This is a genomic window from Actinoplanes sp. NPDC051851, from assembly GCF_040681165.1.
GTDB lineage: Bacteria > Actinomycetota > Actinomycetes > Mycobacteriales > Micromonosporaceae > Actinoplanes.
This window is the reverse complement of the sequence record NZ_JBFAYF010000085.1, coordinates 1-23,923: the sequence shown is the minus strand read 5'-3', so window position 1 is coordinate 23,923 and position 23,923 is coordinate 1. Positions and strand designations below refer to the sequence as shown.

Here is a 23,923-nt window from a genome sequence, read left to right as displayed (position 1 = left end):
GGTGTCATCCGCCCCCGCGCCGTCACCGCCGGCGTCATCGCGGTCGTCGGGATGGCCGCGGTCGCCGTGCTCGCGCTCGGCACCGGCGACTTCCCGATCGGCCCGGCCGACGTGGTCCGGACCCTCTTCGGGCAGGGCACCCGGGCCCAGGACTTCATCATCAACGAGCTCCGGCTGCCCCGGGTGGTCACCGCGATCCTGGTCGGCGTCGCGCTGGCCGCCGGTGGCGCGGTCTTCCAGTCGCTGGTCCGCAACCCGCTGGGCAGCCCGGACGTGCTCGGCGTGGTCAACGGCGCGAGCACCGGGGCGCTGACCGTGGTGATCCTCGGCGGCAGCAGCACCCAGCTCTCCCTCGCGGCGGTGAGCGGCGGTGTGGCGATCGCCCTGGTGATCCAGCTGATCGGCGGGCGGCGCGGCCTGCACGGGTACCGCTTCATCCTGGTCGGCGTCGGGATGGCCGCGATCCTCAACGGGATCAGCGGCTACCTGCTGACCAAGGGCGTCCAGATGGAGAACGCCCGGGCCATGCTCTGGCTCACCGGCAGCTTCGACGGCCGGGGCTGGGAGGACGCGCTGCCGCTGCTCGCCGTACTCGTCGTGGTGCTGCCGTTCCTGATCCTGGCCTGCGCCCCGGGCCTGCGGATGCTGGAGATGGGCGACGACATCGCGGCCGGGCTCGGCATCCCGGTCCGCCGGCTGCGCAACGGCGCGCTGCTCGCCGCGGCCCTGATCGTCTCGTGCGCGGCGGCCGCGGCCGGTCCGGTCAACTTCGTGGCGCTGATCGCGCCGAACATCGCCCGGCGGATCACCCGCGCCCCGGGCCCGAACATCGTGCCGTCGATGGCGGTCGGCGGCTTCCTCACGGTCGGCGCGGACTGGCTGGCCCAGCACTCCGGCTACCCGCTCCCGGTGGGCGTGGTGACCGGTGCGCTGGGCGGGGCCTATCTCGTCTGGCTGCTCGTCAGCGAGCGACGGGCCGGGCGAATCTGATGAACAACGTGGACACAGGAGAACTAGCATGAGCCGTCTCAACGGGACCGGGATGACGCTGGCGTACGACAAGCGCGTCATCGCCGAGGAGCTGAGCGTCGAGATCCCGGACGGCTCGTTCACCGTGATCATCGGCCCGAACGCGTGCGGCAAGTCCACCCTGCTGCGCGCCCTCTCCCGGCTGCTGAAGCCGACCGTGGGCACCGTGCTGCTGGACGGCGACGACATCCACGGGATGGCCACCCGGGCGGTCGCCAAGACGCTCGGACTGCTGCCGCAGTCGTCCACCGCCCCGGACGGCATCACCGTGGCCGAGCTGGTCTCCCGGGGCCGCTACCCGCACCAGAGCCTGCTGCGCCGCTGGTCGACGCAGGACGAGCAGGTGGTCGCCGAGTCGATGGAGGCCACCGGCGTCGCCGACCTGGCCGAGCGGAACGTGGACGAGCTCTCCGGCGGTCAGCGGCAGCGCGTCTGGATCGCCATGGCACTGGCCCAGCAGACCCCGCTGCTGCTGCTCGACGAGCCGACCACGTACCTGGACATCGCGCACCAGATCGAGGTGCTCGACCTCTGCGCCGACCTGCACGAACGCCAAGGGCGTACGCTGGTGGCGGTCCTGCACGACCTGAACCACGCCGCCCGGTACGCCACCCACCTGATCGCCATGCGCGACGGGAAGGTCGCCACCGCCGGAGCGCCGAACGACGTGCTCACCGCCGAGCTGGTCGAGGAGGTCTTCGGACTGCCCTGCCGGGTGATCGACGACCCGGAGACCCACACCCCCCTGGTCGTCCCGGCTGCCCGGAAGCGACCGGACAACGCCCCGATTGCTCCGGAACCCTCAGTCAACGCCCAAGTCTGACGATAAGAGGGGATAACAAGTCCCCCCTTATCCGGACATGGAGCGCAATCCTGATGTCCTCTGAAGCGGCCTCCCCAGGCGCCGGCGGTAGCGGCATGACCCGGTGGTTCACCAACCTCCGGGTTCGCAACAAGATCCTCGCGGCCGTCCTCGTGGTCGCGGTCACCACCGCCGGCGCCTGCACGCTCGCGATCATGCGGATGGCCGACATGAACGACCGGGTCACCTCGGTCAAGAAGAACAACGTCACGAACATGACCCTGATCGGCGAGATGCGCGCCGGGCTCTCGGACATGAACTACTACCAGACCATGCAGTTGCTGTCGGCGACCGCGGCCATCAAGGCGACCTACGCCACCAAGCAGGAGACCGCGAAGACCGACCTCAAGGCGTCGCTCGACAGCTACGCCGCGCAGACCAAGAGCAGCGACGCCGCGGCGGCCGTCGCGCAGGTCTCCACCTACTACGACGCGTTCGTGCAGGCCGGCACCGACGCCGCGGCCGGCAAGAGCGTGACGCTGAGCGACTTCACCGACGCCCTGGAGGGCATGGGCACCTCGCTCAACACGCTCTCCGACGCGGAGAGCGCCGACGCCGTCGAGGCCCTCGAGGCCGCCCACAACGCGTACGAGAAGGCCCGTACCCAGGTATTCACCGCGCTCGGCGTCGCCCTGCTGGTCGGCATCGGGCTGGCGCTGCTGGTGGCCCGGTCGATCACCCGCCGGCTGCACCCGGTCGCCACCGCGATGGAGCAGGTGGCCAGCGGCGACCTGACCCACCAGATCCCGGCGGACGGCAAGGACGAGATCGGCGCGATGGCCCGCTCGGTCAACCGGGCCACCACCTCGGTCCGGGAGACCGTCACCGCGCTCGCCGAGAGCGCCGCGCTGCTCGCGAACAGCTCGAAGGAGCTGAACCGGGTCAACGACCAGACGGTGGCCGGCTCGCAGGCCGTCACCGACCAGGCCGACGCCGCGAACACCGCCGCCGCCGAGGTCTCCTTCAACCTGCAGACCGTCGCCACCGGCGCGGACGAGATGGCCCTGGCCATCCAGGAGATCTCGCAGAGCGCCGCGGCCAGCGCCGGCGTCACCATGGAGGCGGTCAGTGTGGTCGCCGAGACCACCGGCACGGTCAGCAAGCTCGGCGCCAGCTCGCAGGAGATCGGCGACGTGGTCAAGGTGATCACCAGCATCGCCGAGCAGACCAACCTGCTCGCCCTGAACGCGACGATCGAGGCGGCCCGGGCGGGCGAGTCCGGCAAGGGCTTCGCGGTGGTGGCCGGCGAGGTCAAGGAGCTGGCCCAGGAGACCGCGAAGGCGACCGAGGACATCTCGCAGCGGGTGCAGGCCATCCAGGCCGACACCGAGAGCGCGGTGGCCGCGATCGCCCGGATCGGCGAGGTGATCGAGAAGATCAACCAGTTCCAGACCACGATCGCCTCGGCCGTCGAGGAGCAGACCGCGACTACGGCGGAGATGAACCGCAACGTGGCCACCGCGGCGAGCGGCGCCTCGGAGATCGCCCACAACATCAACGGCGTCTCCAGCGCGGCCGAGCAGAGCACGATGGGCGTCGCCGCGGGCCAGCAGGCGGCCGCCGAGCTCGGCGCCCTCGCCGACGACCTGAACCGCCTGGTCAGCCGCTTCAGCTACTGACGGCGGCCGGCGCAGGGTTTGGCTGGTGGGGTTTTGGCACCAGCCAAACCCGCGGCCGGACCGCCCGGAGCGGGTCAGGCGGTGAGTGGGTCAGGCGGTAAGTGGGTCAGGCGGTGAGTGGGAGGGGGACGCCCAGCTTCTCGGCGGCGACCTGGATCTCGGACCAGACCTTGGCGGCGACCGGGACGCCGGTGGCCGTCCGCTCGGCGGCCACCGCGGCGCTGCGCTCGCCCGGGTAGCGGATCTCCTCGTCCTCGCTCGCCCGGACCAGGCCCTTGAGCGCGTCGAGGGTCTCCCCCACCGCCGGGGCGAACGTGTCGCCGGTGCCGAACGCCGCCGGGTCCAGGGCCATGATCAGGGCGTTCTGCCGGTGCACCCGGGCCGACGGGCCTCCGGAGTGGACGTCGCGCAGGATCGGGGCACCGACCAGCACGCTGGTGAGCAGCTCGAACACCAGCGACATGCCGGCGCCCTTCGCACCGCCGAGCGGCAGCGGCATCTTCGCCAGGTTCGGGTCGGTGGTCGGTACGCCGTCCGCGGTCGCCGCCGTACCCTCGGGAAGCTCCTTACCGGCGTTGCGGTACTGGGCGATCCTGCCGAGCGCGATGCCCGCCGTCGCCATGTCCAGCAGCACCGGCGCGTGCCCGGCCGCCGGCACCGCGATCGACAGCGGGCTCGTCGCCACCGCGGCCCCCTTGACCCCGGGGTACGTCATCTGCGGCATCCCGGCCACGAAGGCGATCCCGACGAGGCCCCGCGCGGCGATCCGGGACGTGTAGTAGCCGATCGCGCCGGTGTGGACGGTACGGCGTACCCCCACGATGCCGGAACCGGAGGCACCCGCCAGGTCCACCGCCCGGTCCACCGCCGCGGTCAGCGCGACCGGACCCGGCGCCCGGTCCGCGTCGAGGACCGCCACCGCCGCGGTGGTGGACTCCCAGCGCAGATCCGGCACCGGATTGGCCTCGCCCGCGTCGAGCAGTTCCAGGTATCGGGGTACCCGGGCGGCGCCGTGCGAGTCGACCCCGCGCAGGCTGGCCCAGGTCAGAACGTCGGTGACGGCGGTCGCGTGCTCCGCGGCGAGGCCGGCCGCGACGAACAGGGCGTCGACGAGTCCGCGCAGCTCACCGGCGGGGATCACGACTTTGGATGGGGGCATGACAGCTCCAGGAATGGTCAGCGGGCGACGCGGACGTTGACGATCGCGGTGGTGCCGCCGTGCACGGCCTTGAGCGCGCGCTCCAGGGCCGGCGCCAGGTCGGCGGGCTTCGAGACGGTCTCGCCGTGCATGCCGAACGGCTCGGCGAGGGCGGCCAGGTCGGGCTGGTCGGCGAGGCTGTTGCCGAGGAACTCCCCGGTCTGCACCGCCGCGCCGTCCGGGTAGAAGCGCAGGTGGTTCATCTTCATCGACCGGTACTCGGTGTTGTTGTAGACCACGATCAGCAGCGGCAGCCCGTTGGCCCGGGCGGCCTGCAGCGACTGCACGATCGGGTTGTAGAGGAATGCGCCGTCGCCGATGGTCAGCGCCACGGTCGCCGAGGGCGCCGCGAGCTTCACGCCGAGCGCGACCGCGATCCCCTGCCCGAGCCCGCCCTGCACGTAGAAGTACGTGTCGGCGACGGTCCGCCGGAGATGCTTCTGCACCACCCGGCTGTGCGTGATGGTCTCGTCCACCACGATGTCGCTATCGGACAACAGGCTCCGGAGTACGGCCGTGACCGTCACCGGGTCGATCCGGTCGCCCCCGGCCGCGCGGGACTCCACAGCCGTGAGATCAGTATCGGATTTAACGGGATTTTTAGCTTTAAGTCCCTGCTCAATCCATCGCACCGCCAGCTCGCGCAGCGTCGCGGCGACTCCGCCCTCGAGGTAGAAGTCCGCGTTGAGCACCTGGTAGACGATGTGCGGCCGCTGCGGCACCTCGTCGATCACCACGATCCTCGCACGCGCCGGCCGCCGGCTCGGCGGGTAGAACGGCGCCCGGCAGTTGAGCAGCACGATCACGTCCGCGGTGTCCACGAACGGCTCGATGTCGCCACCGGCGTGCAGCTCGTGGTCGCGCGGGAAGTTCACGCAGACCGCCGACGCCGGCTCGACCACCGGGACGCCCAGCGCCTCGGCGAAGGCCACCAGCGCCGCGACACCGCCCTCCTCGCGGCCGGTCGTCTCCGTGATGATCACCGGCCGCTCGGCGGCGGCCAGCAGCTCCAGGACCGCCTGCATGTCCTCGGCCGAGCTGACCGTCGACCCGCGCGCCGCGATCGGCTTCGGCTCCGGGCCGTCCCACTCCTCCAGCAGCACCTCGAGGGGGATGTTGAGGTAGACCGGGCCGGCCGGCGCCCGCGACGCCAGCTCGGCGCTCCGGGTGATCATCGTGGGCAGCGTGTGCACGCTGGCCGCCTGGTTGGACCACTTGGTGAACGGCGCGGCCATCGTGTGCGGGCCGCCGACCACCGAGAGGTTGCGGTACCACTGGCCGCCCGGGTCGGGGCCGGGGCCGTCGCCGTAGGTGACCGACTCGGAGGAGGCGACCAGCATCGGCGCACCGGCGAGCAGCGCGCCGTGCACGGCCATCGCGCCCTGCAGCAGACCCGGGCCGGCGTGCAGCAGGACACCCTGGGGACGGCGGGTGACCAGCGCGTACCCGGTGGCCATGCCGACCGCGACGGTCTCGTGGGTCAGGTCCAGATAGGCGGGACAGGGCAGTCCGTCTCGGTGGCGGCGGGCCAGCGACTCCCACACCGGGGCCCACTCGGACCCCGGCGAGGAGAAGATGTAGTCCGCCCCCACCGCGGTGAACGCGGCGACGACCGCGTCCCCGCCGTCGGTGGAGTGCGCCATCTCAGTTACCGGTCTCGATCGGCCAGTCCAGGACCTCGCAGATGCCGCGGCCCATGATGTACTCCAGCTCCTCCGGCGTCAGGTCGAAGTGCTTGGTGAACTGCTCGATCGTCTCGACGTAGGTGAGGCCGTGCCCCATCAGCCGGGTGATGTCGGTGCCCCAGAAGCAGCGCTCCGGGCCCATCCTGTCGACCATCTCGCGGACGTACTTCTCGATGTTCAGGTTCGGGAACGGCTGGGTCGAGTAGCCCGGGATGGCCGACACCTTGACGTAGATGTTCGGGTGCTTGTGCAGGTCGGCGGTCTCCTGCACCCAGTAGCCGATGGCGTCGTCGACGCAGCGGGCCATGATGCCCATGTGGTCGATGATGATCTTCAGGTTCGGGTGCCGCCCCGCGATCGCGCCGAGCTCGGCCTTCCAGATCGGCGCGTGCACCATGGTGGGGATCCGCAGCTCCTCGGCGAGCGGCCAGTACCAGTCGTTCGTACCGTCGATCATCCAGTTCCGGTCGATCGGCCGGTGGAACGTCAGCCGGGTGCCCTTGATGTACGGGTTCTGCGCGAAGTCCCGGAGCATCGCCGCACCCTCGGCCGGCCTGTTCTGCGGGATCCGGGCCATGATGCCGAACCGGTCCGGGTGGGCCTCGCACGCCTCCAGGGCGTAGTCGATCCGGTCGCCCTCCCAGGACGGCGGGAGGATCAGGGCCCGGTTGACGCCGGCCTCGTCCATCATCGCGAGGCACTCCTCGTAGCTGAACGGGTCCTCCCGGTGGCCGTTCAGCCGGATGCGCTCGCGAGCGCCCGGAACCCAGGGACGGTCCGGAGTCTCTTCCTTCCAGATGTGCACCTGGGAGTCGACGACGAACATATGCGCGTTCCTTCCTGTAACGGCTGTGTGAATGACGCTAGAAAGAAATCGGCGCGCTGCGGAGTCCGTGGCGTGCAATCGCTTGTTGCACGAATGCGCTGCTAGAAGATCTCCTCGACGACGTGCTCGGCGATGGCGAGCGACGAGGTCGCCGCAGGCGACGGGGCATTGCGTACGGCCGTGACCGGCCCGACCCGGTGGATCCGGAAGTCGTCGACGAGCCCGCCGTCCCGGTCCAGCGCCTGGGCCCGTACCCCGGCGCCGGCCCGCTCGACGTCGGCCGCGCCGATCTCCGGCACGTACCGCATCGCCTCGGCCATGTAGCGGCTCTTGGAGAGCGACCCACGCACCTCCTTGACGCCGGTCCGCCAGTGCTGCCCGGCCATCCGCCAGGCGCCCGGCCAGGCGGCGAGCGCGGCGAGGTCACGCAGCGAGACGTCCGAGCGCCGGTAGCCCTCCCGCGCGGTGGCGAGCACCGCGTTCGGGCCGACCTCGACCACCCCGGTGACCCGGCGGGTGAAGTGCACGCCGAGGAACGGGTACCGCGGGTCCGGGACCGGGTAGATCATGCCCCGGACCATGTCCGCCTTCGCCGCGCTGACCCGCATGTACTCGCCGCGGAACGGGACGATGACCGGGCCGGGGGCGTCACCGGCGAGGCGGGCCACCCGGTCGCTCTGGATGCCGGCGCAGACGATCAGCCGGTCCACCGGGAGCCGCCGCTCCCCCGCCGCCACCTCGATGCGCCCGCCCCGCTCGGTGATCCGGTCCACCGCCCAGCCGGTGCGCACCTCGCCGCCGGCCGTCGTGATGTCCTCGGCGAAGGCCCGCGCGACGCCCGGGAAGTCGGTGATCGCGGTCTCCGGCGAGTGCAGCGCGGCCAGCCCGGCGGCGTGCGGCTCGATCTCCCGGATCCCGGCCGGGTCGACCCGCCGGAGCCCGGGTACGTCGTTCTCCCGGGCCCGCGCCTCCAGGGCGTCCAGCCGGCCCATCTCGTCGGGCCGGACCGCGACGACCAGCTTGCCGCACTCGTCGTACGCGATCGACCGCTCCTGGCAGTACTCCCTGAGCAGCGAGCGCCCCCGGGTGCAGAGCGCGGCCTTCAGGCTGCCCGGCTGGTAGTAGATGCCGGCGTGCACGACACCGGAGTTGTGTCCCGTCTGGTGGAGGGCCACGTCGTGCTCCTTCTCCAGGACCACGACCCGGGTGCCCGGCCGGCGCAGGGTGATCTCCCGGCCGATCGCCAGGCCGACGATGCCCGCCCCGACGATTCCGATGGTCTCGTCCGCCATTGCCCATGCTCGCCTTCTGTCCGCCCACTCACCCGAAGTGAATGGCGAACGTCTTGACCTTGGTGTAGAAGCGCAACGCCTCGGCGCCCTGCTCCTTGAACGCCGAACCGGAGTCGCGGAAGCCGCCGAAGGGCTGGTGCACGTCCCATCCCGAGGTGGTGGTGTTGACCGCGATCTGACCACAGTCGGCCGCATCCACAAACCGGTGGGCTGCGGAAAGGCTGTCCGTGAAGATCGCGGCGGCAAGACCGTACCGGGTGTCGTTGACGGCGGCGATCGCCTCATCGAGGCCGTCGACCGGGCGTACCACCAGAACTGGGCCGAAAACCTCCTCGCGCCACACGTCCATCTCGGGCGTGACGCCGGTGAGGATGGTCGGCGCCACGTGACAGCCGTACGGCGGCGTCTCCAGGTCGGTCCGCTCGGCCCGGGCACCCTGCTCGACCGCGACGGCGATGTGCCGCAGGACACCGTCCCGGTGCGCCGGGCTGACCAGCGGACCGGGCCGCGACCCGGCGACCTCGGCACGCAGCAGCGCCAGGAAATCGTCGTGGACCGTCCGGTCGACCAGCGCCCGGCTCGTCGCGGTGCAGCGCTGCCCGGCCTGCCCGAACGCGGCGGCGGCGATCGCGGCGGCGGCCCGGGGCAGGTCGGCGCCGGCCAGCACCACCGAGGCGTTCTTGCCGCCCAGCTCGGCCTGGAACCGGACGCCCCGCTCGGCGAACCGGACCCGCAGCGCCTCGCCGACCGCGTTGCCGCCGGTGAAGGTCGCGGCGGCGATCCGCGGGTCGTCGAGCAGCGCGTCGGAGATCTCCGCGGTACGCCCGGTGACCACGTTGATCACCCCGGCCGGCAGTCCCGCGTCGTGCAGCGCCCGGGCCAGGAGAAGCCCGGAGACCGGGGTCTCGGTGGCCGGCTTGAGCACCACGGCGTTGCCGGCGGCGAGGGCCGGGGCGAGCTTGCGCGCCGGGGTGATCAGCGGGTCGTTCCACGGGGTGATCGCCAGGACCACGCCGAGCGGCTCGCGCTGGAAACCGGCCCGGGTGTCCGGGCGGGCGTCGGCGATCAGGGAGCCGTACTCCTGCCGGCCGACCGCCGCGTAGTACTCGAAGAAGTCGGCGGTCTTCTCCGCCTCGCCGCGCGCCTCGGCCGGGGTCTTGCCGTTCTCCGCGTGGATGGCGCCGGCGATCTCGTCGGCCCGCTCCCGCAGCAGCACCGCGGCCCGGGCCAGCACCCGGCAGCGCTCGATCGGCGAGGTGGCCCGCCAGGTCGCGTAGCCCTCGGCGGCGGCCCGGTAGACCTCGGTGACCTGCTTCGCGGTGAGGGCCGGGACCCGGGCGAACGGCTCGCGGACGTCGGCCGGGTCGTAGACGTCGACCCCGCCGTCCGCCCCGATCCACTCCCCGCCGACCAGGGTCTCCATGGCGCGTACGGCCATCACTGCTCCTTCTCGTCAAGCATTGATTGCGTCCGGCGCACCGATTTCTTTGCTGAGATCGGGACCGCCGACAGAACTGTGGAGGAATTCATGGCCTACGCCGTCATCGCCCGTTACCGCTGCGCCCCGCAGGACGCGGAACTGATCCGGGAGTCGTTGCTGACGATGCGGGAACGCACCCGGGAGGAGCCCGGAAACGTCGAGTACGCCGTGCATCTCGACACCGAGGACGAGAACGTCTTCGTGCTGTACGAGGTCTACACCGACCGGGCCGGTTTCGAGGCGCACGCCGCGAGCGACCATTTCCACGAGCACATCGTGACCACGGTCCGCCCGCGTCTCCTGGACCGCCGCGTCACCTTCGCCGAGGTGCTCTGAGCTTCGCCGGTGGGGCCGGGAGACCGGCCCCGCCGGGAGAGATCAGAGCTCGTTGCCCCAGCACATCCGGGCGATCGTCTCGACGTGGATCAGCTTGCGCCACTGGTCCTCGACGCCGATCGACGGGCCGCCGGCCACCGGGGCGAACCCGGCGCTCGGGCCGACCGCCACGTCCTCCAGGTCCCGGATCGCGCCCGCAACGTCCATCCGGTCCATGATCGTGTCGATCTCCTCCAGCGCGGCGACCCCCGGATCGACGATGCCGAGACAGACGTCCTTCGACGCGGGGACCGCCCGGAGCAGCGCCACCTCGCCGTCGGTTCCCTTGTCGAACGGCAGGCTCCACCGGTCGACCGGCACCGATCCGAACAGCTTCTCGGCCACCCCGACGTCGATCGCCTGAGCCGAGTTGAGGGGACATAATCCGATACGTACGTTAAAAGGCTTGTCGGCAAGGGTGACGGCCGCGCTGTCGATCTCGATCGACTCGTCGAGCGACAGCACGGAGGGCGCCGACCCGCCCGCCAGATACCCGGAATATCCGATATTGTCGATCTGCACGTACCGGACGCCGTTCGCGATCAGCGCGGAGATCTCGTCGCGGATGATCGCGGCCAGCGCGAGCCCCAGCTCGCGGGCGCTCTCCCAGCTCCCACCCGGTTCGTAGCAGACCGAGGCGAGGTAGGCGGGCGAGGGCAGCGTCGCCTTCGCCGGGATCCGGGTCAGCGCGGTCAGCGCCCCCGCGTCCTCCGCGACCAGCGAACGATGCGGCTTCAGCTCGCCGTCGGCGACCCAGCGGTCACCGTGCCGGCTGAACCCGTGGACCGCGTCGACCACCGCGCTGCGCAGGTCGGCCCGCCGGAACTCACCGTCGGTGACCACGGTCAGGCTGAGCCTCCGCTGCCTGCGTACGGCCTCCGCGATCGCCGCGTCCTCCACCGCGCGCAGCAGCGCCGGATCACCGGAGCGCGCCGCGAGCAGCTCCGGCGGCCGGACCAGACTGCCGTGGTGATCGATCCGGAACTTGAAGGTGTCAGCCACGATTCTTCCCCCACGCCGCGAACACGAGCTCATAGCCGAGCTCCGCGAGCACTTCCTCGCAGGCCGCCTGGTCCTCGGCCGGCGTGCCACCGGAGACGCCGAGGCCGCCCAGGATCTCGCCGTCGCGCTTGACCGTCACCCCGCCCTCGGTGGCCACGATCGGGTGCGAGGCCATCGCCGAGAGCTGCGCGAAGAAGCCCGGATTGCTGTTCGCCCAGTCGTAGAGCATGTTGGTCGGCCGTTCCATGATCGCCGCGCTGTACGCCTTCGCGATCGCGATGCTCGGCGTCAGCGCCCGGGCGCCGTCCGACCGCTTGACCGCGATCAGGTGCCCGCCCGCGTCCACGACCGCCACGCTCAGCGCCTTGCCCAGGTGCTCGCCGCGTTTCAGCACGCCGGCCAGGATCTCCTCGGCCGCCGCCAGTGTCAGCCTGCTCATGAGAGCGCCTCCCGGATCTCCGCGACCGCGACGTTGTACAGCTCGGGCGATTCCCAGTACATCGAGTGCGGCGCGCCCGGCACGACCGTCAGGTGCGAGCCCTTGACCAGCTCGTGGGCCCGCCGGATGGTGGTCACGCCGAGCACCGCGTCGGCCTCGCCGGCCAGGAACCAGACCTGCACGCCGGAGGAGACGATCTCCTCGATCGACGGGCCGTTCACCGACAGGTTCCGCAGGTCGGCCATCTTGGCGACGTTGAACGTCCCCATCTGCTGGAAGAGGAAGGTCCGCGCGGGCTCCTCCTGCTGGAACCGCTTCGAGAGCAGCCGGTCCAGTACCGGCAGCTTGACGGCTTCCGCCCGGTCCGCGGCGACCAGCTCGGAGAGCTCCGGGTGGCCGAGTCCGCCGAGCGAGTGGCCGAGCGCGACGCCGCGTACCCGATCGGGCCTCAGCAATCCGGCCCGGAGCGCGGCCACCGCGCCGATCGACTGCCCGACCAGCAGCACGTCGTGCAGATCCTCGGCGTCCAGGACCGCGATCAGGTCGCCCGGGAAGTCCTGCCCGTCGAACTCCGGCATCGACGAGTCCGACCTGCCGAACCCGCGCAGGTCGACGGTGACCACGGTGTACCGGTCGCGCAGCGCGGCGACCTGCTGCCACCAGGCGGCGTGGTGCCCGCCCGAGCCGTGCACGAAGAGGATCGCCGGGCCGGAGCCGTGGCGCTCGTAGTAGATCTTCGCGCCGTCCACAGAGGTTGCGAAGGGCATCAGGCGGGCCGCTTTCCGTGGTAGACGAGCTCGATCATGGTGTGGTCCGGGTCGTGGATGTAGCAGAACTTGGACTGGTTCTCCGGCCGCTCGATCGGCCGGGTGTGCCGGATGCCCAGCTCGGTCAGGTGCGCCAGGAACCCGTCCCAGTCCTCCACCTCGATCGCGAAGTGGTACGGCGCCATCCGGTCCATCTCCTCGACCGGCGTGAAGTGCAGGTCGAAGTTGCCCCGGGTCATCAGGACCACCCTGGTGTTGCTCTTCGGCGTGATCGCCTTGAGCCCGAAGACCTTGGCGTACCACTCCTTGGTCCGTTCCGGATCAGTGGTCGGGAAGTTCACGTGGTGGATGTACTTCGGAGCATTGCTCATGAGGGATGCCTTTCGGTCAGTACGGGGTTCGCGAGCACGCCGATCCCGCTGATCTCGATCTCCACGACGGTGCCGGGTTCGAGCTGGACGGTGCTGTCCGCGCCCATCCAGAGCACGTCGCCGGGGTGCAGGGTGATGTACTTGCTGGTCTCGACGAGGTAGTCGTAGGGGTCGAAGATCATGTCGCCGGTGGCGAAGGCGGCCCGCACGCTCCCGTCGACCCGGACGGTGGTGGTCTGCGCCATCGGATCGAGATCGGTCTCGATCCACGGGCCCATCGGCTTGAAGGTGTCGCTGTTCTTGCTCCGCCAGAACGTGCGGTCGGCGTGCTGCCACTCCCGGGCGCTGACATCGTTGCCGATGGTCCAGCCGAGGACGGCCGCTCGCGCCTCGTCCCTCGACGCCCTCCTGAGGGTACGGCCGAGAACCGCGACCAGTTCGCCCTCCGCCTCGAAGCGCCCGGTGACCCCCTCGGGGCGCACGATCGGCGTGTTGTGCCCGGTCAGCGCGTTGTTGGCGCGGTACCCGACCTCGGGCCGCTCGGGCACCTTCGCACCGTGCTCCGCGACGTGGCTCCGGTAGTTGTACCCGACCGCGTAGAAGACGCCCGGCACCACCGGCGGCAGGAAGTCGGCGGTCGCCAGCTCGACGGAGCGCCCTGTCCGTTTGTCATCACCATCGAGCACGAACGCCCGGTCGTCCTCGATCTCCGCGCGGACCGGGCGGCCCTCGTACCGGATGCGGCTCAGCCTCATCGCTCAGTCCACCAGCAGGTGCGAGACGCGCTTGGTGACCAGGTACGCCTCCAGGCCCTCGGGTCCGCCCTCCCGGCCGTACCCGCTGGACTTGACCCCGCCGGAGGGCGCCTCGTGCACCGACCCGCCACAGTGGTTGATCGAGAGGATGCCCGCCTCGAAGCCCCGGACCAGCGTCTCCGCGGTCTTCGACGACCGGGTGAACCCGTAGGCGGCCAGCCCGTACGGCAGCGAGTTGGCGATCCGCAGCGCGTCGTCCAGGTCGTCGAACGCCATGATCGGCGCGATCGGCCCGAACGGCTCCTCGCGCATCACCCGCATCTGTTCGGTGACGCCGGTGAGCACGGTCGGCGCGAAGAAGAACCCGGGCCGGTCCAGCCGCTCGCCGCCCCTGTTGAGGACGGCCCCCTTGCTGACCGCGTCCGCGACCAGCTCCTCCATCGCCTTGAGTCGCCGCGGGTTGGCGAGCGGGCCCATCGTGACGCCGTCGTCGAGACCGTTCCCGACGACCACCCGATCGGTGGCCGCCCCGAACTCCTCGACGAAGCGCTCGTACACCGACGTGTGCACCAGGAACCGGCTCGGCGAGGTGCAGACCTGACCGGCGTTGACGAACTTGGCGAAGACCGACTTCCGGGCCGCCCGCACCGGGTCGGCGTCCGCGCAGACGATCACCGGGGCATGGCCGCCGAGCTCCATCAGCGAGGGCTTCATCGCGGCGCCGGCCTGCGCGGCGAGCAGCTTCCCGACCGGGATCGACCCGGTGAACGCGACCAGCCGGATCGCCTCCGACGCGATCAGGTGCCTCGACACCTCGGCCGGGTCACCGAAGACCAGGTTGAGCACGCCCGCCGGGACTCCCGCGTCGGCGAAGCAGCGGACCAGCTCGCAGGCGGTCCCGGGGGTCTCCTCGGCGGCCTTGATGACGATCGAGCAGCCCGCCGCGAGCGCCCCGGCGATCTTCCGCATCGGCGAACCGGCCGGGAAGTTCCACGGCGTGAACGCGGCCACCGGCCCGATCGGTTCCTGCCGGACACTCAGCACGGTGTCGTCCGCGGACGGGATGATCCGCCCGTAGGCCCGGCGCGCGTCCTCGGCGTCCCAGCGCAGCGCGCCCGCGACCCGCAGCACCTCGCCGCGCGCCTCCGGCAACGGTTTCCCCTGCTCCCGCGTCATCACCCGGGCGACCCGGTCGGCCCGCTCGGTGAGCAGAGCGGCGGCCCTGAGCAGGATCCCGGTGCGCTCGGCGATCGGGGTGTTCCGCCATTGCCCATACCCGCGGGTCGCGGCCTCGAGGGCACGATCCAGGTCCGCTGTCGTAGCGAGCGGAACCTGCCCGATGATCTCCTCGGTGGCGGGGTCGAGCACGGGGAGGCCTTCGCCGGTCTCCACCCACTCGCCATCGATGTAGAGCTTCACATCAGTCATGACCTCTCCCGGCTGCTGAGCAGCGTCCAGATGTGGTGCGGCGGGGCGGTCTCGTGGACGCGCGTGCCGTACGTGTCGTCCACCCGGTCCATGTCGGCGGCGATCTCCACCCGCCCGCCGCACGGGGCGTGCACGAACCGGAAGACGTTGGAGCCGACCGTGTGCCGGCCCAGCTTCCGCGCCTCCTGCCAGCCCTTCTCGATCATGTGGTTGCCGCCCTCGATCACGTCGTCGAAGCCGGCCACCTCGTACGAGACGTGGTTGATCCCGGCCCTGTCCGGCCGGTGACAGAGCAGGAAGTTGTGCTGGTCCGCGTCCCCTTCGACCCGCATGAACGTGCCCATCGGCTTGACCACGTCGGTCGGGATGAACTCCAGCCGGTCGGTGTAGAACGCGACCGCCGCCTCCTGCCCGGCCTTCGGGATGTTCAGCGCGACGTGGCACATCCGCAGCGGGCGTACCCGGCCGACCGGGCCGAGCGCCTCGTTGACCCGGCCGACCGAGCCCATCGTGTTCGCCTTCCGCGGCGCCACGGGTTCGTAGGCGGAGCCGGTGGCCACGGTCAGGCCGACGCCGAAGCCGGTCTCGTCCACGGTGTGGAAGACCCCCTCGGCGTCCTCCCGCACCGGGCGGTCGACGGCCACCCTCGCGACCAGCCGGGCGAGCTCCGCCGGCGTGTCCACGCCCCAGACGATCTCCCGGACCGTCGGGCCGTCCTCCAGCGCCGGCGGCAGGCCGGAATCGCTCTCGGTGGTCAGGATCAGGCGCTGTCCGATACGGGTCTCGAAGACGGCCCGCCTCTCCTCCACCCGGACGAGCGTCAGCCCGAAGTCGTCGAAGAAACGCACGTTCGTGGCGAGGTCATCGACGGTGTAAATCACCGATTCGATGCGCTGGACTCCCACCGCCGTACCCCTTTCCGTTCGGTCGTTCCGATCCTAGGAGCGCATTCCGCACACCGAGCCCCACGGAATTCGCAATCGTTCATTGCGGAACCTGCTCGAATACCGGAAGCGGATTCTCGGCGAACCATTTCGTGAGGAAGCCGAGGAAGACCTCGACCTTGCGCGGGATCTGCGCCGCGGGGCCGTAGATCGCGTAGAGCGAGCGGCTCGGCACGGCCAGCTCGGGCAGCAGCACCCGCAGCTTGCCGTCGACCAGGTCGTCGTACGCGGACCGGCTGGGCAGCAGCGCGATCCCCCGCCCGTGCACCGCAGCCTTCTGCAGGGCGATGTACGAGTTCGACTGGAACGCGATGTTCCGGATCTTGTGCAGCGTGCTGGCGTGCCCGTGCCCGATCCGCCACACCGGGTCGTTCACGTGCACCAGGCAGTCGTGCTCGGCCAGCGCGTTCGGGTCGGTGAGCAGCCCGTGCTCGGCGATGTAGGAGTCCGACGCGCAGAGCACGAACGGCAACGACGCGATCCTTTTCAGCCGTACGCTCGAGTCCCGCAGGTCACGGGTGTGGAACGCGACGTCGAACCCCGAGTCCAGGAAGTCGTACGTACGGTCGGACATGCCGCCGAGCTCGAAGCGGACCGCGATCCTCGGGTGGGCCACCGCGAACGCGGCGATCGCGTCCCCGAGGTCGAGCCCCCCGATCCACTTCGGGCAGATGATCGAGAGCGGACCCTCCGGACGGTCGTGCGCCTCCGCGATCCGGGCGTCCTCCGCGTCGATCTCGTCCAGGATCCGCTGGGCGAACTCGCTGTACCGCAGGCCCGGCTCGGTCAGGCTGACCGAGCGCGCGGTCCGGTTGACCAGGTGCACGCCGAGTTGTTTCTCCAGGTCCGCGACGTGCCGGGAGATCAGCGAGCCGGAGGTGCCGAGCTGTTTCGCGGCACCGCTGAAACTGCCCACCTTCGCGACCGTGACGAAGCTGCGCATGACCAGAATGCGATCCATGGGATTCTCCAACGACGGACCGGTGGGAGAGCGGGCAGCGCTCCCCCACCGGGGGAGGGAATCAGTCCTTCAGGCAGTTCAATCCTTCAGACAGTTCAATCCTTCAGGCAGTACTGCGGAGCCTCGGCGAGGTTCTCCTTGGTGATCAGCGTGATCGGCGTGTTCGCGATCTTCTCGGCGCTCTGCTTGTTCAGCAGCGCGAGCGTGTTCTTCACCGCGAGCTGACCGGTGGCGGTGGCCGAGTTCGCCACCGTGGCGGAGAACCGGCCGTCCTCGATCGCGGCCAGCCCCTCGTCGGTACCGTTCGCCGTGACGATCTTGACGTCCTTCCCGGCCGCGTGGAACGCCTGGTAGGCCCCGAACGCCATGTCCTCGTTGGCGACGAACGCGTACTTCAGGTTGGGGTGTGCCTGGATCATGTTCTCGGCGACGTCCTGGGCCTTGGCCCGGTTGAACATGCCGGGCTGGTTCGCCACCACCGTCGCGGTCGACGGCAGCGCCCCGGTGAACCCGGCGACCATGAGGTCGGAGGCGGCACCGGGGGCACCCGCGATCACGCCCACCTCGACCGGGTCGCTGCCCGCGTCCTCGGCGATCCAGCCGGCGTCCAGTGCGCCCAGGCCCTTCAGGTCGACGACCACGGCGCCCAGGATGTCGGTGGTGTCGTCGCTGACCACCGAGGTCAGGAAGATCGGGATGTTCGCGGCCTTCGCCTTGGCGATGTCGTTCTTGAGCGCGTCCACGTTGACCGTCTGCACGATCAGCGCGCTCACGTTCCGCGAGATCATGTCCTCGATGTTGGCCAGCTCGGTGCCCGGGTCCTGCTTGGAGTTCGCGGTCACCACCGTCGCGCCGCTCTCGGTGGCCTGGGCGTTCACCGCCTTCTCCAGGCAGGTGTGGAACTCGGTGTTCGCGCCGTTCACGAAGCCGAGAGTGACGGTGCCGCCGGACGCGGCGCCGGAGGAATCATCACAGGCGGCGACCGCGGTCACGCAGATCGCCGAGGCGATCAGCGCGGCGGCCGCGCGCAGGGTATTTCTCATCAGATATCCGCCTTTCAAAAGGCCGTGCTCAGGGGAAGGAAGGGCGAGCGGGGAGAGATGTCTAGTGCCGGCGGCGCTGGAGCAGGTTCGCGATCGCCGCGATCAGCAGCACCGCGCCGACCGAGATCTGCTGGTAGTAGGAGGAGATCTGCAGCAGGTTCAGCACGTTGGCGACCACGCCGAGCAGCAGCACGCCGAGGATGGTGCCGCCGACCGTGCCGCGCCCGCCGGCCAGCGACGTCCCGCCGATCACCACCGCGGCCACCGCGGTGAGCTGCAGCTGCAGGCCGCCGGTGCCGGGGCTGCTGGCCGCCAGGCGGGAGAGGAGCATGATCCCGGCCAGCCCGGCGAGCGCTCCGGCCAGCCCGTACAGGAGAAGTTTGTCCCTGACGACGTTGATCCCGCTGAGCCGGGCCACGTCCTCGTTGCCGCCGATGGCGAAGGCGTCCCGCCCGAAGGTGGTGTAGCGCATCACGAAGGCGGTCAGCGCGAGCACCACGGCCGCGACGAAGACCAGGTTGGGCAGCCCGAGCGTGGTGCCGTTGCCGAGGGTGAAGAGATGCATGCCGATCGAGACGCTCATCCCGTTGATGACCAGCAGCGCCACGCCGTCCAGCAGGGTCGCGGTGGCGAGCGTGGCCACGAAGGGCGCGACGCCGGTGAAGGTCACCACCGCGCCGTTGACCAGTCCGATCAGGATCGCCAGCCCGATCGAGAGGAGCAGGGTGACCCCGGTGGACCAGCCGTGCGCGAGCAGTTGCGCCGCCACCGCCGTGGTGACCGCGACGTTGCCGCCCATCGAGAAGTCCATGCCGCCGGCCACCATCAGCAGGGTGAGCCCGGCCGCGATCACCGCCACCACGCTGACCTGGCGCAGCACGTTGAGCAGGTTGTTGGAGCTGAGGAACGCGTCGCTCCGCACGCTGGCGAAGACCACGATCAGGACCAGCACCAGCAGGAGCCCGGCGTGCGGGATCGACCTGATCCGGGCGGTACGCACGGGTGCCGCGGGCCGGGCGAGGGTCGGCGTGGTGCTCACAGTGCTCCTCCAAGCGTGGCGGCTATCAGGTCGTCCCGGGTGATCCGGTCGACGTCGTACTCGGCGATGCGGCGACCGTCGCGGACCACCACGACCCGGTCGGCGAGGCGCATCACCTCCTCGGCGGAGGAGGACGCGAGCAGGACGGCGACGCCCCGGGCGGCGAGCGCGTCGACCAGGGTGTGGATCTCGGCCATCGCGGCGACGTCGACGCCGTTGGTCGGGTCCTCCAGCAGGACCGCGGAGGGCGCGGTGCCGAGCCACTTGGCGAGCAGCACCTTCTGCTGGTTGCCGCCGGAGAGCTGCTCCACCGGCGGGTTACGGACCAGCGAGACCACCCGGTAGTCGGCGCGCAACGGCGCGGCCCGCTCGGCGAGCAGTCCCCAGCGGTGCATCCGGCGGCGGTCCAGGCGGTCCTGGGCGAGCAGCAGGTTCTCGTCGATGGTCAGCCCGGGGATCAGGCCGAGACGGCGGCGGTCGCCGGTGACGCAGCGCAGCCCGCTGGCGAGCGAGTGCGCGACGCGGCCCGGCCGGACTGCCCGGCCGGCCACGGCCACCGTGCCCCGGTCCGGGCGGCGCCGTCCGGAGAGCAGGTCGAAGAGCCGGGACTGGGCGTCGCCGGCCGGGCCGAGCACCGCGACGATCTCGCCACGGCGTACGTCGATATCGAAATCGGCCAGGAACCGGCCCTGGCTGAGGTTCCGGACGCTCAGGCCGACCTCGTCTCCGCAGCGTCCGTCCCGCCCCGGGCGCCGCGAGACCACCTCGCGGCCGACCATGTCGCGGACCAGCCCGCGCTCGTCGGTCTCCTTGCTGAGCCCGGTCCAGGTGACCTCGCCGTCACGGAGCACGGTGATCCGGTCGGCGAGGCCGAGCACCTCGGAGATGTGGTGCGAGATGAAGACCACCGCGACGCCGCTCTCCCGCAACCGGAGCACCAGCTCGCGGATCTGCGCGGCGGCCTCCGGCCCGAGGCAGGCGGTCGGCTCGTCGAGGATCAGCACCCGGCCACCCCGGCGGACCTCGCGCGCCACCTCGACCATGGTCTGCTCGGCCACGGTCAGGTCACCCGCGATCGCGTCCGGGTCGATCTCCAGGCCCAGTCCCTTCAGAGCCTCACGAGCGTTCTCCCGTACGGTCCCCCAGCGCACCACCGCACCGCCGGTGGGCAGGTCACCCAGCATGATGTTCTCGGCCACGGTCAGCGTCATCACCAGTTCCCGCCGTTGCGGGACGATCGAGACGCCGAGCCGCCGGGCGAGCCGCGGGGTCAGGTGCCGGGGTGACTGCCCGCCGATCTCGAGCCGGCCGGCGTCCGGGTTCAGCACCCCGGAGATGATCTGCACCAGCGTGGACTTGCCGGCGCCGTTCATCCCCATCAGCGCGTGCACCTCGCCGGGGAGGAGTTCGACCGAGACGCCCTTGAGCGCGGCGGCACCGCCGAAGCTCTTGGAGACGTCCCGGACGGTCAGCACCGGGGTGGTCACGACTCGACCCGGGCGTACCCGCGGACGTCCGGGAACGGCGGCTCGCGGTCGGCCTGCAGGTCGACCTCGAACGCGTTGAGGCACATCGCCAGCATGCTGAAATTGCCCAGCGAGCCGACCGTGTCGACCAGCCCCTCGTCGCCGAAGTGCTTCCGGGCCGTCTCGAACGTCTCGGTACCGACGAAGTGGTTCTCCAGCAGCTCGGTGCAGAACGCGTAGAACGCGGCGTCCTCGTCCCGGTCGAAGACCGGCCGCTCCCGGTTCGCGATCGCCTCGACCGCCTCCAGCGGGATGCCCTCGGCGACCGCCTTCTCCCAGTGCGCGTTCCACGAGTACTGCGCGTCGAAGTGCCGGGCGGCGATCAGCAACGAGAGCTCGCGGAGCCGCAGCGGCAGGCTGGACTCGAAGCGGAGGAACGCGCCGAGCGACTCCACCCGGTCGCAGAGCTCGGGGCTCTGCAGCCAGACGCGGAAGGGTCCGCGGACGGCGCCGCGGCGGCCGGCGATGCGCTCGGCCACCTCCCGCTGGCGCGGGGTCATCTCATCCGGGTTGACGACGGGAAGTCTCATCGACGACCAGCCCCTTTGGCTTGTGATCCCGAACACTCGGGCCTGGGTGTTTCGCAAGAACGTAACAACGCTTTGATAGGGCCTCACACGTCGTCGAACGCAAGGTAAGGCTGCATCTCGCGTCGCCCCGGCGGGCCTACGCTCGGCCGATGACCGTGATCATCAAGTCCTCGGAAGTGACCGTCCTGGACCGCGGCGGGGCGATCGCCACCACGCCGCTCATCACCACCACGGCGGCCGGCGGCGAGAACCGGATCACCAGCGGCATCAGCGTCTACCCGGCCGGCACCGGCGCCCCGATGCACTCGCACAACTGCGACGAGCACGTCACGATCCTGGACGGCGAGGCCGAGGTGCTGGTCGAGGGCGTGGTCACGCGACTGAGCCGGTACGACACCACGTACATCCCGTCGCCGATCCCGCACCTGTTCCGGAACGTGGGCGACGGCCCGCTGCGGATCCTCTGGGTCTACACCTCGGGCCACGTGACCCGGACGTTCACCGACACCGGCGTCACGGTCGAGCACCTCTCCCCGCAGGACCAGATGGGGCGTGACTGAGCGCACGGGTGAGATGGGGCGAACGGGCATATCCCGGGACCTCCCTGGCTCGACAGCGATCCAGATGTGGCCCGGCCGGGGCGCCGACCGACGGGCGTAACCGGCACGTTACGAATCGTCGGAAATAATGTCAACAAAATCGAGGCCGGTGACGGTAACCGTCCCGGCCTGCGGATTCTCAGCTCTTCTCCAGCTTTCCGGCTATCGCGCCCGGATCATCACCTGACCGTCGACCAGCAGGCGGGCGGTGCTGACGATCGCCGACCGCCCCTCCCCCGGCTCGGCCACCACGTCGAAGAAGCCGGACGGGTGCTCCAGCCGCAGCACGTCCCGCGCCACCCCCGGCGCCGCCGGCTTCACCAGGCCCGCCGCGACACTGCCCGGCAGCGCCGCCGCCGCGCCCACCCCGACCGCGGTGCGCACCCCGATCCCGGCGTGCACCCGCTCCCGGCCGAACGTCCGGGTGCAGAGGTTGCCGCCCTGCATCGGCGGGGCCACCAGGCACATCCGGGGCACCGCGCCGGCCAGTTCGCGGGCGCGCAGCCGGAGCGAGTCCACCCGCTGCCGCAGACCGTGGTCGTACTCCAGCCGGGTCGGGGTCTCGTACCCGGTGACACCGAGCGCGGCGGCCGGGACCAGGACCACCGGACGACCGTTATCGATCAGGGTGACCGGCACGCCGTCCAGGTCGTCGGTGAGCCGTCCGGTGGGCAGCGTCGGCAGTCCGGCGAGCGCGATCAGGAACCGCGCGGACGTGCCGGGGACACCACTGATCGCGGTGTCGCCGTCGTACAGCGGCCGGCCCCCGTGCAGCGGCACCCGGACGGTGACCGGGAAGCCGATCGGGCCCGGCATGACGCGTACGTCGGAGAAGGAGCCGGAAGCGGCGGAGACCAGCCCGCGCTCGATCGCGAAGGCGCCCACCGCCGCCAGGATCCCGCCGCACGGGCGCGCGGTCTCCACCCCCGGACGGTCCCGGCGCGCGGTCAGGACCAGGCACCCGACGTCGGCGACGAGCGGGTCGGCGGCGGCGTCCACGACCACCGCCACCTGCCCGCCCACCCCGTCCACGCCGCGCGGCCAGCCGGTGAGTGTGAGCAGCAGGCGATCCCGTTCGCCCTCATCGGACGGCAGGTCACCGGCCCGGAAGTAGGCGCCCTTGGTACCACCCCCGCGCATCACCAGCACCGGAACGCCGTTCACGTCTGCCATCGGTCCTCCTCGTGTTACCGGTGGAGATGATTGTTGACAATCCTGTGAGCGGTGGGAAGACTCCCCGACATCGATCGGATTTCTTCCCTCATATCGATCCCGAATGTCAGGACTCGCCAACGCCGATGGACCGCGAGCTGCACGAAGCCACCCGATTCCGGCATGATGAGGGGTCCGGCAGAAGGAACCATCCGACAAGGAAGACAACGAGTACAGATGGCGTCTGATCACGACACCGATCGACGATCGGCACGGGCGAGCGCCCCGACCACGGCGACCCAGGCCCGCGACACCCTCCGCGACGCCATCCTGCGCGGCGAGTACCTCCCCGGCGAACGGCTCGTCGAAGCCCAGCTCTGCGAACGCCTCGACGCCAGCCGCTTCAACGTCCGGGCCGCCCTGCAGGACCTCGCCTCCGAGGGACTGATCGAGGTCCAGCGCAACCGCGGCGCCCAGGTCCGCAAGGTCTCGATGGCCGAAGCGGTCGAGATAACCGAGGTCCGCATGGTGGTGGAAGGGCTGATCGCGGCCCGCGCCGCCGAGCGGGTCACCACCGAGCAGGCCACCGAGCTCGACGAGATCGGTGTCCTGATGCGCCGGGCCGTCGAAGCGGGCGAATACCGTCGCTACAGCGACCTGAACGTCCGGCTGCACGCGCTGGTCCGCGAGATCGCGCAGCACCAGACCGCCGACCGCATCGTGGAGACCCTGCGCGGTCAGCTGGTCCGGCACCAGTACATGTTGTCACTGCTTCCCGGGCGGCCCCAGATCTCCCTCCCCCAGCATGAGCGGATCATCGCGGCGATTCGTGATCATGACGCCAAGGCTGCGGAGTTCGCGATGCGCGAGCACATCTCCAGCGTGATCGAGGCGTTGCGGTCGATGGATTATCTTGGGGGGCCCGCCTAGTCGGTCACCCTGGGACGGCTGGGGCGGTGGGTGGGCAGGCAGGGCGGTGGAGCGTTTATGCCCTGCCTGCC

General features: G+C 70.8%; 24 protein-coding genes. 6 read left to right on the top strand and 18 right to left on the bottom strand.

Features of this window, described 5'->3' with window-relative positions; translation table 11 throughout:
* The first annotated feature begins 51 nt into the window (after positions 1–51).
* From AB0M08_RS42925 to AB0M08_RS42915, 3 genes are all read left to right on the top strand, one after another.
* On the top strand, positions 52–990 hold the full coding sequence (locus tag AB0M08_RS42925) for an iron chelate uptake ABC transporter family permease subunit (RefSeq protein WP_364506663.1): 939 nt from the start codon (positions 52–54) through the stop codon (positions 988–990).
* A gap of 28 nt (positions 991–1,018) precedes the next feature.
* Entirely contained in the window at positions 1,019–1,852 is an 834-nt protein-coding gene (locus AB0M08_RS42920) for an ABC transporter ATP-binding protein (protein WP_364506642.1), read from the top strand.
* A 95-nt stretch (positions 1,853–1,947) separates the two neighbouring features.
* Positions 1,948–3,510, top strand: coding sequence for a methyl-accepting chemotaxis protein (locus AB0M08_RS42915; RefSeq protein ID WP_364506639.1), 1,563 nt, complete (start codon positions 1,948–1,950; stop codon positions 3,508–3,510).
* Positions 3,511–3,616: 106 nt separating this feature from the next.
* On the opposite strand, the gene AB0M08_RS42910 is transcribed toward AB0M08_RS42915, so the two are convergent.
* From AB0M08_RS42910 to AB0M08_RS42890, 5 genes are all read right to left on the bottom strand, one after another.
* Positions 3,617–4,669, bottom strand: coding sequence for an Ldh family oxidoreductase (locus tag AB0M08_RS42910; protein ID WP_364506636.1), 1,053 nt, complete (start codon positions 4,667–4,669; stop codon positions 3,617–3,619).
* A gap of 17 nt (positions 4,670–4,686) precedes the next feature.
* Positions 4,687–6,351, bottom strand: coding sequence for a thiamine pyrophosphate-dependent enzyme (locus tag AB0M08_RS42905; RefSeq protein ID WP_364506633.1), 1,665 nt, complete (start codon positions 6,349–6,351; stop codon positions 4,687–4,689).
* A gap of 1 nt (position 6,352) precedes the next feature.
* Positions 6,353–7,219 carry an amidohydrolase family protein gene (locus AB0M08_RS42900; protein WP_364506630.1) on the bottom strand — a complete coding sequence of 289 codons (867 nt, stop codon included), beginning with the start codon at positions 7,217–7,219 and terminating at the stop codon, positions 6,353–6,355.
* Between the two features lie 101 nt (positions 7,220–7,320).
* Positions 7,321–8,511 carry an L-2-hydroxyglutarate oxidase gene (gene lhgO, locus AB0M08_RS42895; protein WP_364506627.1) on the bottom strand — a complete coding sequence of 397 codons (1,191 nt, stop codon included), beginning with the start codon at positions 8,509–8,511 and terminating at the stop codon, positions 7,321–7,323.
* Positions 8,512–8,539: 28 nt separating this feature from the next.
* Positions 8,540–9,949, bottom strand: coding sequence for an aldehyde dehydrogenase family protein (locus tag AB0M08_RS42890; protein ID WP_364506625.1), 1,410 nt, complete (start codon positions 9,947–9,949; stop codon positions 8,540–8,542).
* A gap of 90 nt (positions 9,950–10,039) precedes the next feature.
* Here AB0M08_RS42890 and AB0M08_RS42885 point away from each other — a divergent pair, with 90 nt between their 5' ends.
* The gene (locus AB0M08_RS42885) at positions 10,040–10,327 is read left to right on the top strand and encodes a putative quinol monooxygenase (RefSeq protein WP_364506622.1); all 288 of its coding nucleotides are present in this window, start codon (positions 10,040–10,042) and stop codon (positions 10,325–10,327) included.
* A gap of 42 nt (positions 10,328–10,369) precedes the next feature.
* Here AB0M08_RS42885 and AB0M08_RS42880 read toward each other — a convergent pair whose 3' ends face one another.
* The 12 genes from AB0M08_RS42880 to AB0M08_RS42825 form a co-directional block, all read right to left on the bottom strand.
* Positions 10,370–11,368, bottom strand: coding sequence for a hypothetical protein (locus AB0M08_RS42880; RefSeq protein ID WP_364506620.1), 999 nt, complete (start codon positions 11,366–11,368; stop codon positions 10,370–10,372).
* The gene (locus AB0M08_RS42875; protein WP_364506617.1) at positions 11,361–11,807 is read right to left on the bottom strand and encodes a heme-binding protein; all 447 of its coding nucleotides are present in this window, start codon (positions 11,805–11,807) and stop codon (positions 11,361–11,363) included. Before AB0M08_RS42875 ends, AB0M08_RS42880 begins: the two co-directional genes overlap by 8 nt.
* A complete protein-coding gene (locus tag AB0M08_RS42870) occupies positions 11,804–12,574 on the bottom strand; it encodes an alpha/beta hydrolase (RefSeq protein ID WP_364506615.1) in 771 nt (256 codons plus the stop codon). The genes AB0M08_RS42875 and AB0M08_RS42870 overlap by 4 nt, the downstream gene beginning before the upstream one ends.
* On the bottom strand, positions 12,574–12,945 hold the full coding sequence (locus tag AB0M08_RS42865; RefSeq protein ID WP_364506612.1) for a VOC family protein: 372 nt from the start codon (positions 12,943–12,945) through the stop codon (positions 12,574–12,576). Before AB0M08_RS42865 ends, AB0M08_RS42870 begins: the two co-directional genes overlap by 1 nt.
* Positions 12,942–13,700 carry a fumarylacetoacetate hydrolase family protein gene (locus AB0M08_RS42860; RefSeq protein WP_364506609.1) on the bottom strand — a complete coding sequence of 253 codons (759 nt, stop codon included), beginning with the start codon at positions 13,698–13,700 and terminating at the stop codon, positions 12,942–12,944. Before AB0M08_RS42860 ends, AB0M08_RS42865 begins: the two co-directional genes overlap by 4 nt.
* A 3-nt stretch (positions 13,701–13,703) precedes the next feature.
* Positions 13,704–15,128, bottom strand: a complete 1,425-nt coding sequence (locus AB0M08_RS42855; RefSeq protein ID WP_364506606.1) for an NAD-dependent succinate-semialdehyde dehydrogenase — start codon at positions 15,126–15,128, stop codon at positions 13,704–13,706.
* A complete protein-coding gene (locus tag AB0M08_RS42850) occupies positions 15,125–16,033 on the bottom strand; it encodes a VOC family protein (RefSeq protein WP_364506603.1) in 909 nt (302 codons plus the stop codon). Before AB0M08_RS42850 ends, AB0M08_RS42855 begins: the two co-directional genes overlap by 4 nt.
* Positions 16,034–16,112: 79 nt before the next feature.
* Positions 16,113–17,033 carry a LysR family transcriptional regulator gene (locus tag AB0M08_RS42845; protein WP_364506600.1) on the bottom strand — a complete coding sequence of 307 codons (921 nt, stop codon included), beginning with the start codon at positions 17,031–17,033 and terminating at the stop codon, positions 16,113–16,115.
* 95 nt (positions 17,034–17,128) lie between these two features.
* Entirely contained in the window at positions 17,129–18,076 is a 948-nt protein-coding gene (locus AB0M08_RS42840) for a sugar ABC transporter substrate-binding protein (RefSeq protein WP_364506597.1), read from the bottom strand.
* Between the two features lie 61 nt (positions 18,077–18,137).
* A complete protein-coding gene (locus AB0M08_RS42835; protein WP_364506594.1) occupies positions 18,138–19,115 on the bottom strand; it encodes an ABC transporter permease in 978 nt (325 codons plus the stop codon).
* Positions 19,112–20,602 (bottom strand): sugar ABC transporter ATP-binding protein, encoded by a 1,491-nt coding sequence (locus AB0M08_RS42830; protein WP_364506591.1) that lies wholly within the window; start codon positions 20,600–20,602, stop codon positions 19,112–19,114. Before AB0M08_RS42830 ends, AB0M08_RS42835 begins: the two co-directional genes overlap by 4 nt.
* Positions 20,599–21,171, bottom strand: coding sequence for a carboxymuconolactone decarboxylase family protein (locus tag AB0M08_RS42825; RefSeq protein ID WP_364506588.1), 573 nt, complete (start codon positions 21,169–21,171; stop codon positions 20,599–20,601). Before AB0M08_RS42825 ends, AB0M08_RS42830 begins: the two co-directional genes overlap by 4 nt.
* Before the next feature lie 149 nt (positions 21,172–21,320).
* Between AB0M08_RS42825 and AB0M08_RS42820 the strand changes: the two genes are divergently transcribed.
* Positions 21,321–21,731 carry a cupin domain-containing protein gene (locus AB0M08_RS42820; protein ID WP_364506585.1) on the top strand — a complete coding sequence of 137 codons (411 nt, stop codon included), beginning with the start codon at positions 21,321–21,323 and terminating at the stop codon, positions 21,729–21,731.
* A gap of 201 nt (positions 21,732–21,932) precedes the next feature.
* On the opposite strand, the gene AB0M08_RS42815 is transcribed toward AB0M08_RS42820, so the two are convergent.
* Positions 21,933–22,943 carry a PrpF domain-containing protein gene (locus AB0M08_RS42815; RefSeq protein WP_364506583.1) on the bottom strand — a complete coding sequence of 337 codons (1,011 nt, stop codon included), beginning with the start codon at positions 22,941–22,943 and terminating at the stop codon, positions 21,933–21,935.
* Positions 22,944–23,159: 216 nt separating this feature from the next.
* Here AB0M08_RS42815 and AB0M08_RS42810 point away from each other — a divergent pair, with 216 nt between their 5' ends.
* Entirely contained in the window at positions 23,160–23,852 is a 693-nt protein-coding gene (locus AB0M08_RS42810; RefSeq protein ID WP_364506577.1) for a GntR family transcriptional regulator, read from the top strand.
* Positions 23,853–23,923: the final 71 nt, after the last annotated feature.

Excerpts from the sequence above, each read along its gene's own strand:
- AB0M08_RS42815 (WP_364506583.1), bottom strand. The coding sequence starts at position 22,943 with ATGGCAGACGTGAACGGCGTTCCGGTGCTGGTGATGCGCGGGGGTGGT.
- lhgO (WP_364506627.1), bottom strand. The coding sequence starts at position 8,511 with ATGGCGGACGAGACCATCGGAATCGTCGGGGCGGGCATCGTCGGCCTG.
- AB0M08_RS42905 (WP_364506633.1), bottom strand. The coding sequence starts at position 6,351 with ATGGCGCACTCCACCGACGGCGGGGACGCGGTCGTCGCCGCGTTCACC.
- AB0M08_RS42925 (WP_364506663.1), top strand. The coding sequence starts at position 52 with ATGGCCGCGGTCGCCGTGCTCGCGCTCGGCACCGGCGACTTCCCGATC.
- AB0M08_RS42810 (WP_364506577.1), top strand. The coding sequence starts at position 23,160 with ATGGCGTCTGATCACGACACCGATCGACGATCGGCACGGGCGAGCGCC.
- AB0M08_RS42855 (WP_364506606.1), bottom strand. The coding sequence starts at position 15,128 with ATGACTGATGTGAAGCTCTACATCGATGGCGAGTGGGTGGAGACCGGC.
- AB0M08_RS42920 (WP_364506642.1), top strand. The coding sequence starts at position 1,019 with ATGAGCCGTCTCAACGGGACCGGGATGACGCTGGCGTACGACAAGCGC.
- AB0M08_RS42865 (WP_364506612.1), bottom strand. The coding sequence starts at position 12,945 with ATGAGCAATGCTCCGAAGTACATCCACCACGTGAACTTCCCGACCACT.
- AB0M08_RS42840 (WP_364506597.1), bottom strand. The coding sequence starts at position 18,076 with ATGAGAAATACCCTGCGCGCGGCCGCCGCGCTGATCGCCTCGGCGATC.
- AB0M08_RS42845 (WP_364506600.1), bottom strand. The coding sequence starts at position 17,033 with ATGGATCGCATTCTGGTCATGCGCAGCTTCGTCACGGTCGCGAAGGTG.
- AB0M08_RS42885 (WP_364506622.1), top strand. The coding sequence starts at position 10,040 with ATGGCCTACGCCGTCATCGCCCGTTACCGCTGCGCCCCGCAGGACGCG.
- AB0M08_RS42875 (WP_364506617.1), bottom strand. The coding sequence starts at position 11,807 with ATGAGCAGGCTGACACTGGCGGCGGCCGAGGAGATCCTGGCCGGCGTG.
- AB0M08_RS42910 (WP_364506636.1), bottom strand. The coding sequence starts at position 4,669 with ATGCCCCCATCCAAAGTCGTGATCCCCGCCGGTGAGCTGCGCGGACTC.
- AB0M08_RS42870 (WP_364506615.1), bottom strand. The coding sequence starts at position 12,574 with ATGCCCTTCGCAACCTCTGTGGACGGCGCGAAGATCTACTACGAGCGC.
- AB0M08_RS42915 (WP_364506639.1), top strand. The coding sequence starts at position 1,948 with ATGACCCGGTGGTTCACCAACCTCCGGGTTCGCAACAAGATCCTCGCG.
- AB0M08_RS42825 (WP_364506588.1), bottom strand. The coding sequence starts at position 21,171 with ATGAGACTTCCCGTCGTCAACCCGGATGAGATGACCCCGCGCCAGCGG.
- AB0M08_RS42900 (WP_364506630.1), bottom strand. The coding sequence starts at position 7,219 with ATGTTCGTCGTCGACTCCCAGGTGCACATCTGGAAGGAAGAGACTCCG.
- AB0M08_RS42860 (WP_364506609.1), bottom strand. The coding sequence starts at position 13,700 with ATGAGGCTGAGCCGCATCCGGTACGAGGGCCGCCCGGTCCGCGCGGAG.
- AB0M08_RS42890 (WP_364506625.1), bottom strand. The coding sequence starts at position 9,949 with ATGGCCGTACGCGCCATGGAGACCCTGGTCGGCGGGGAGTGGATCGGG.
- AB0M08_RS42820 (WP_364506585.1), top strand. The coding sequence starts at position 21,321 with ATGACCGTGATCATCAAGTCCTCGGAAGTGACCGTCCTGGACCGCGGC.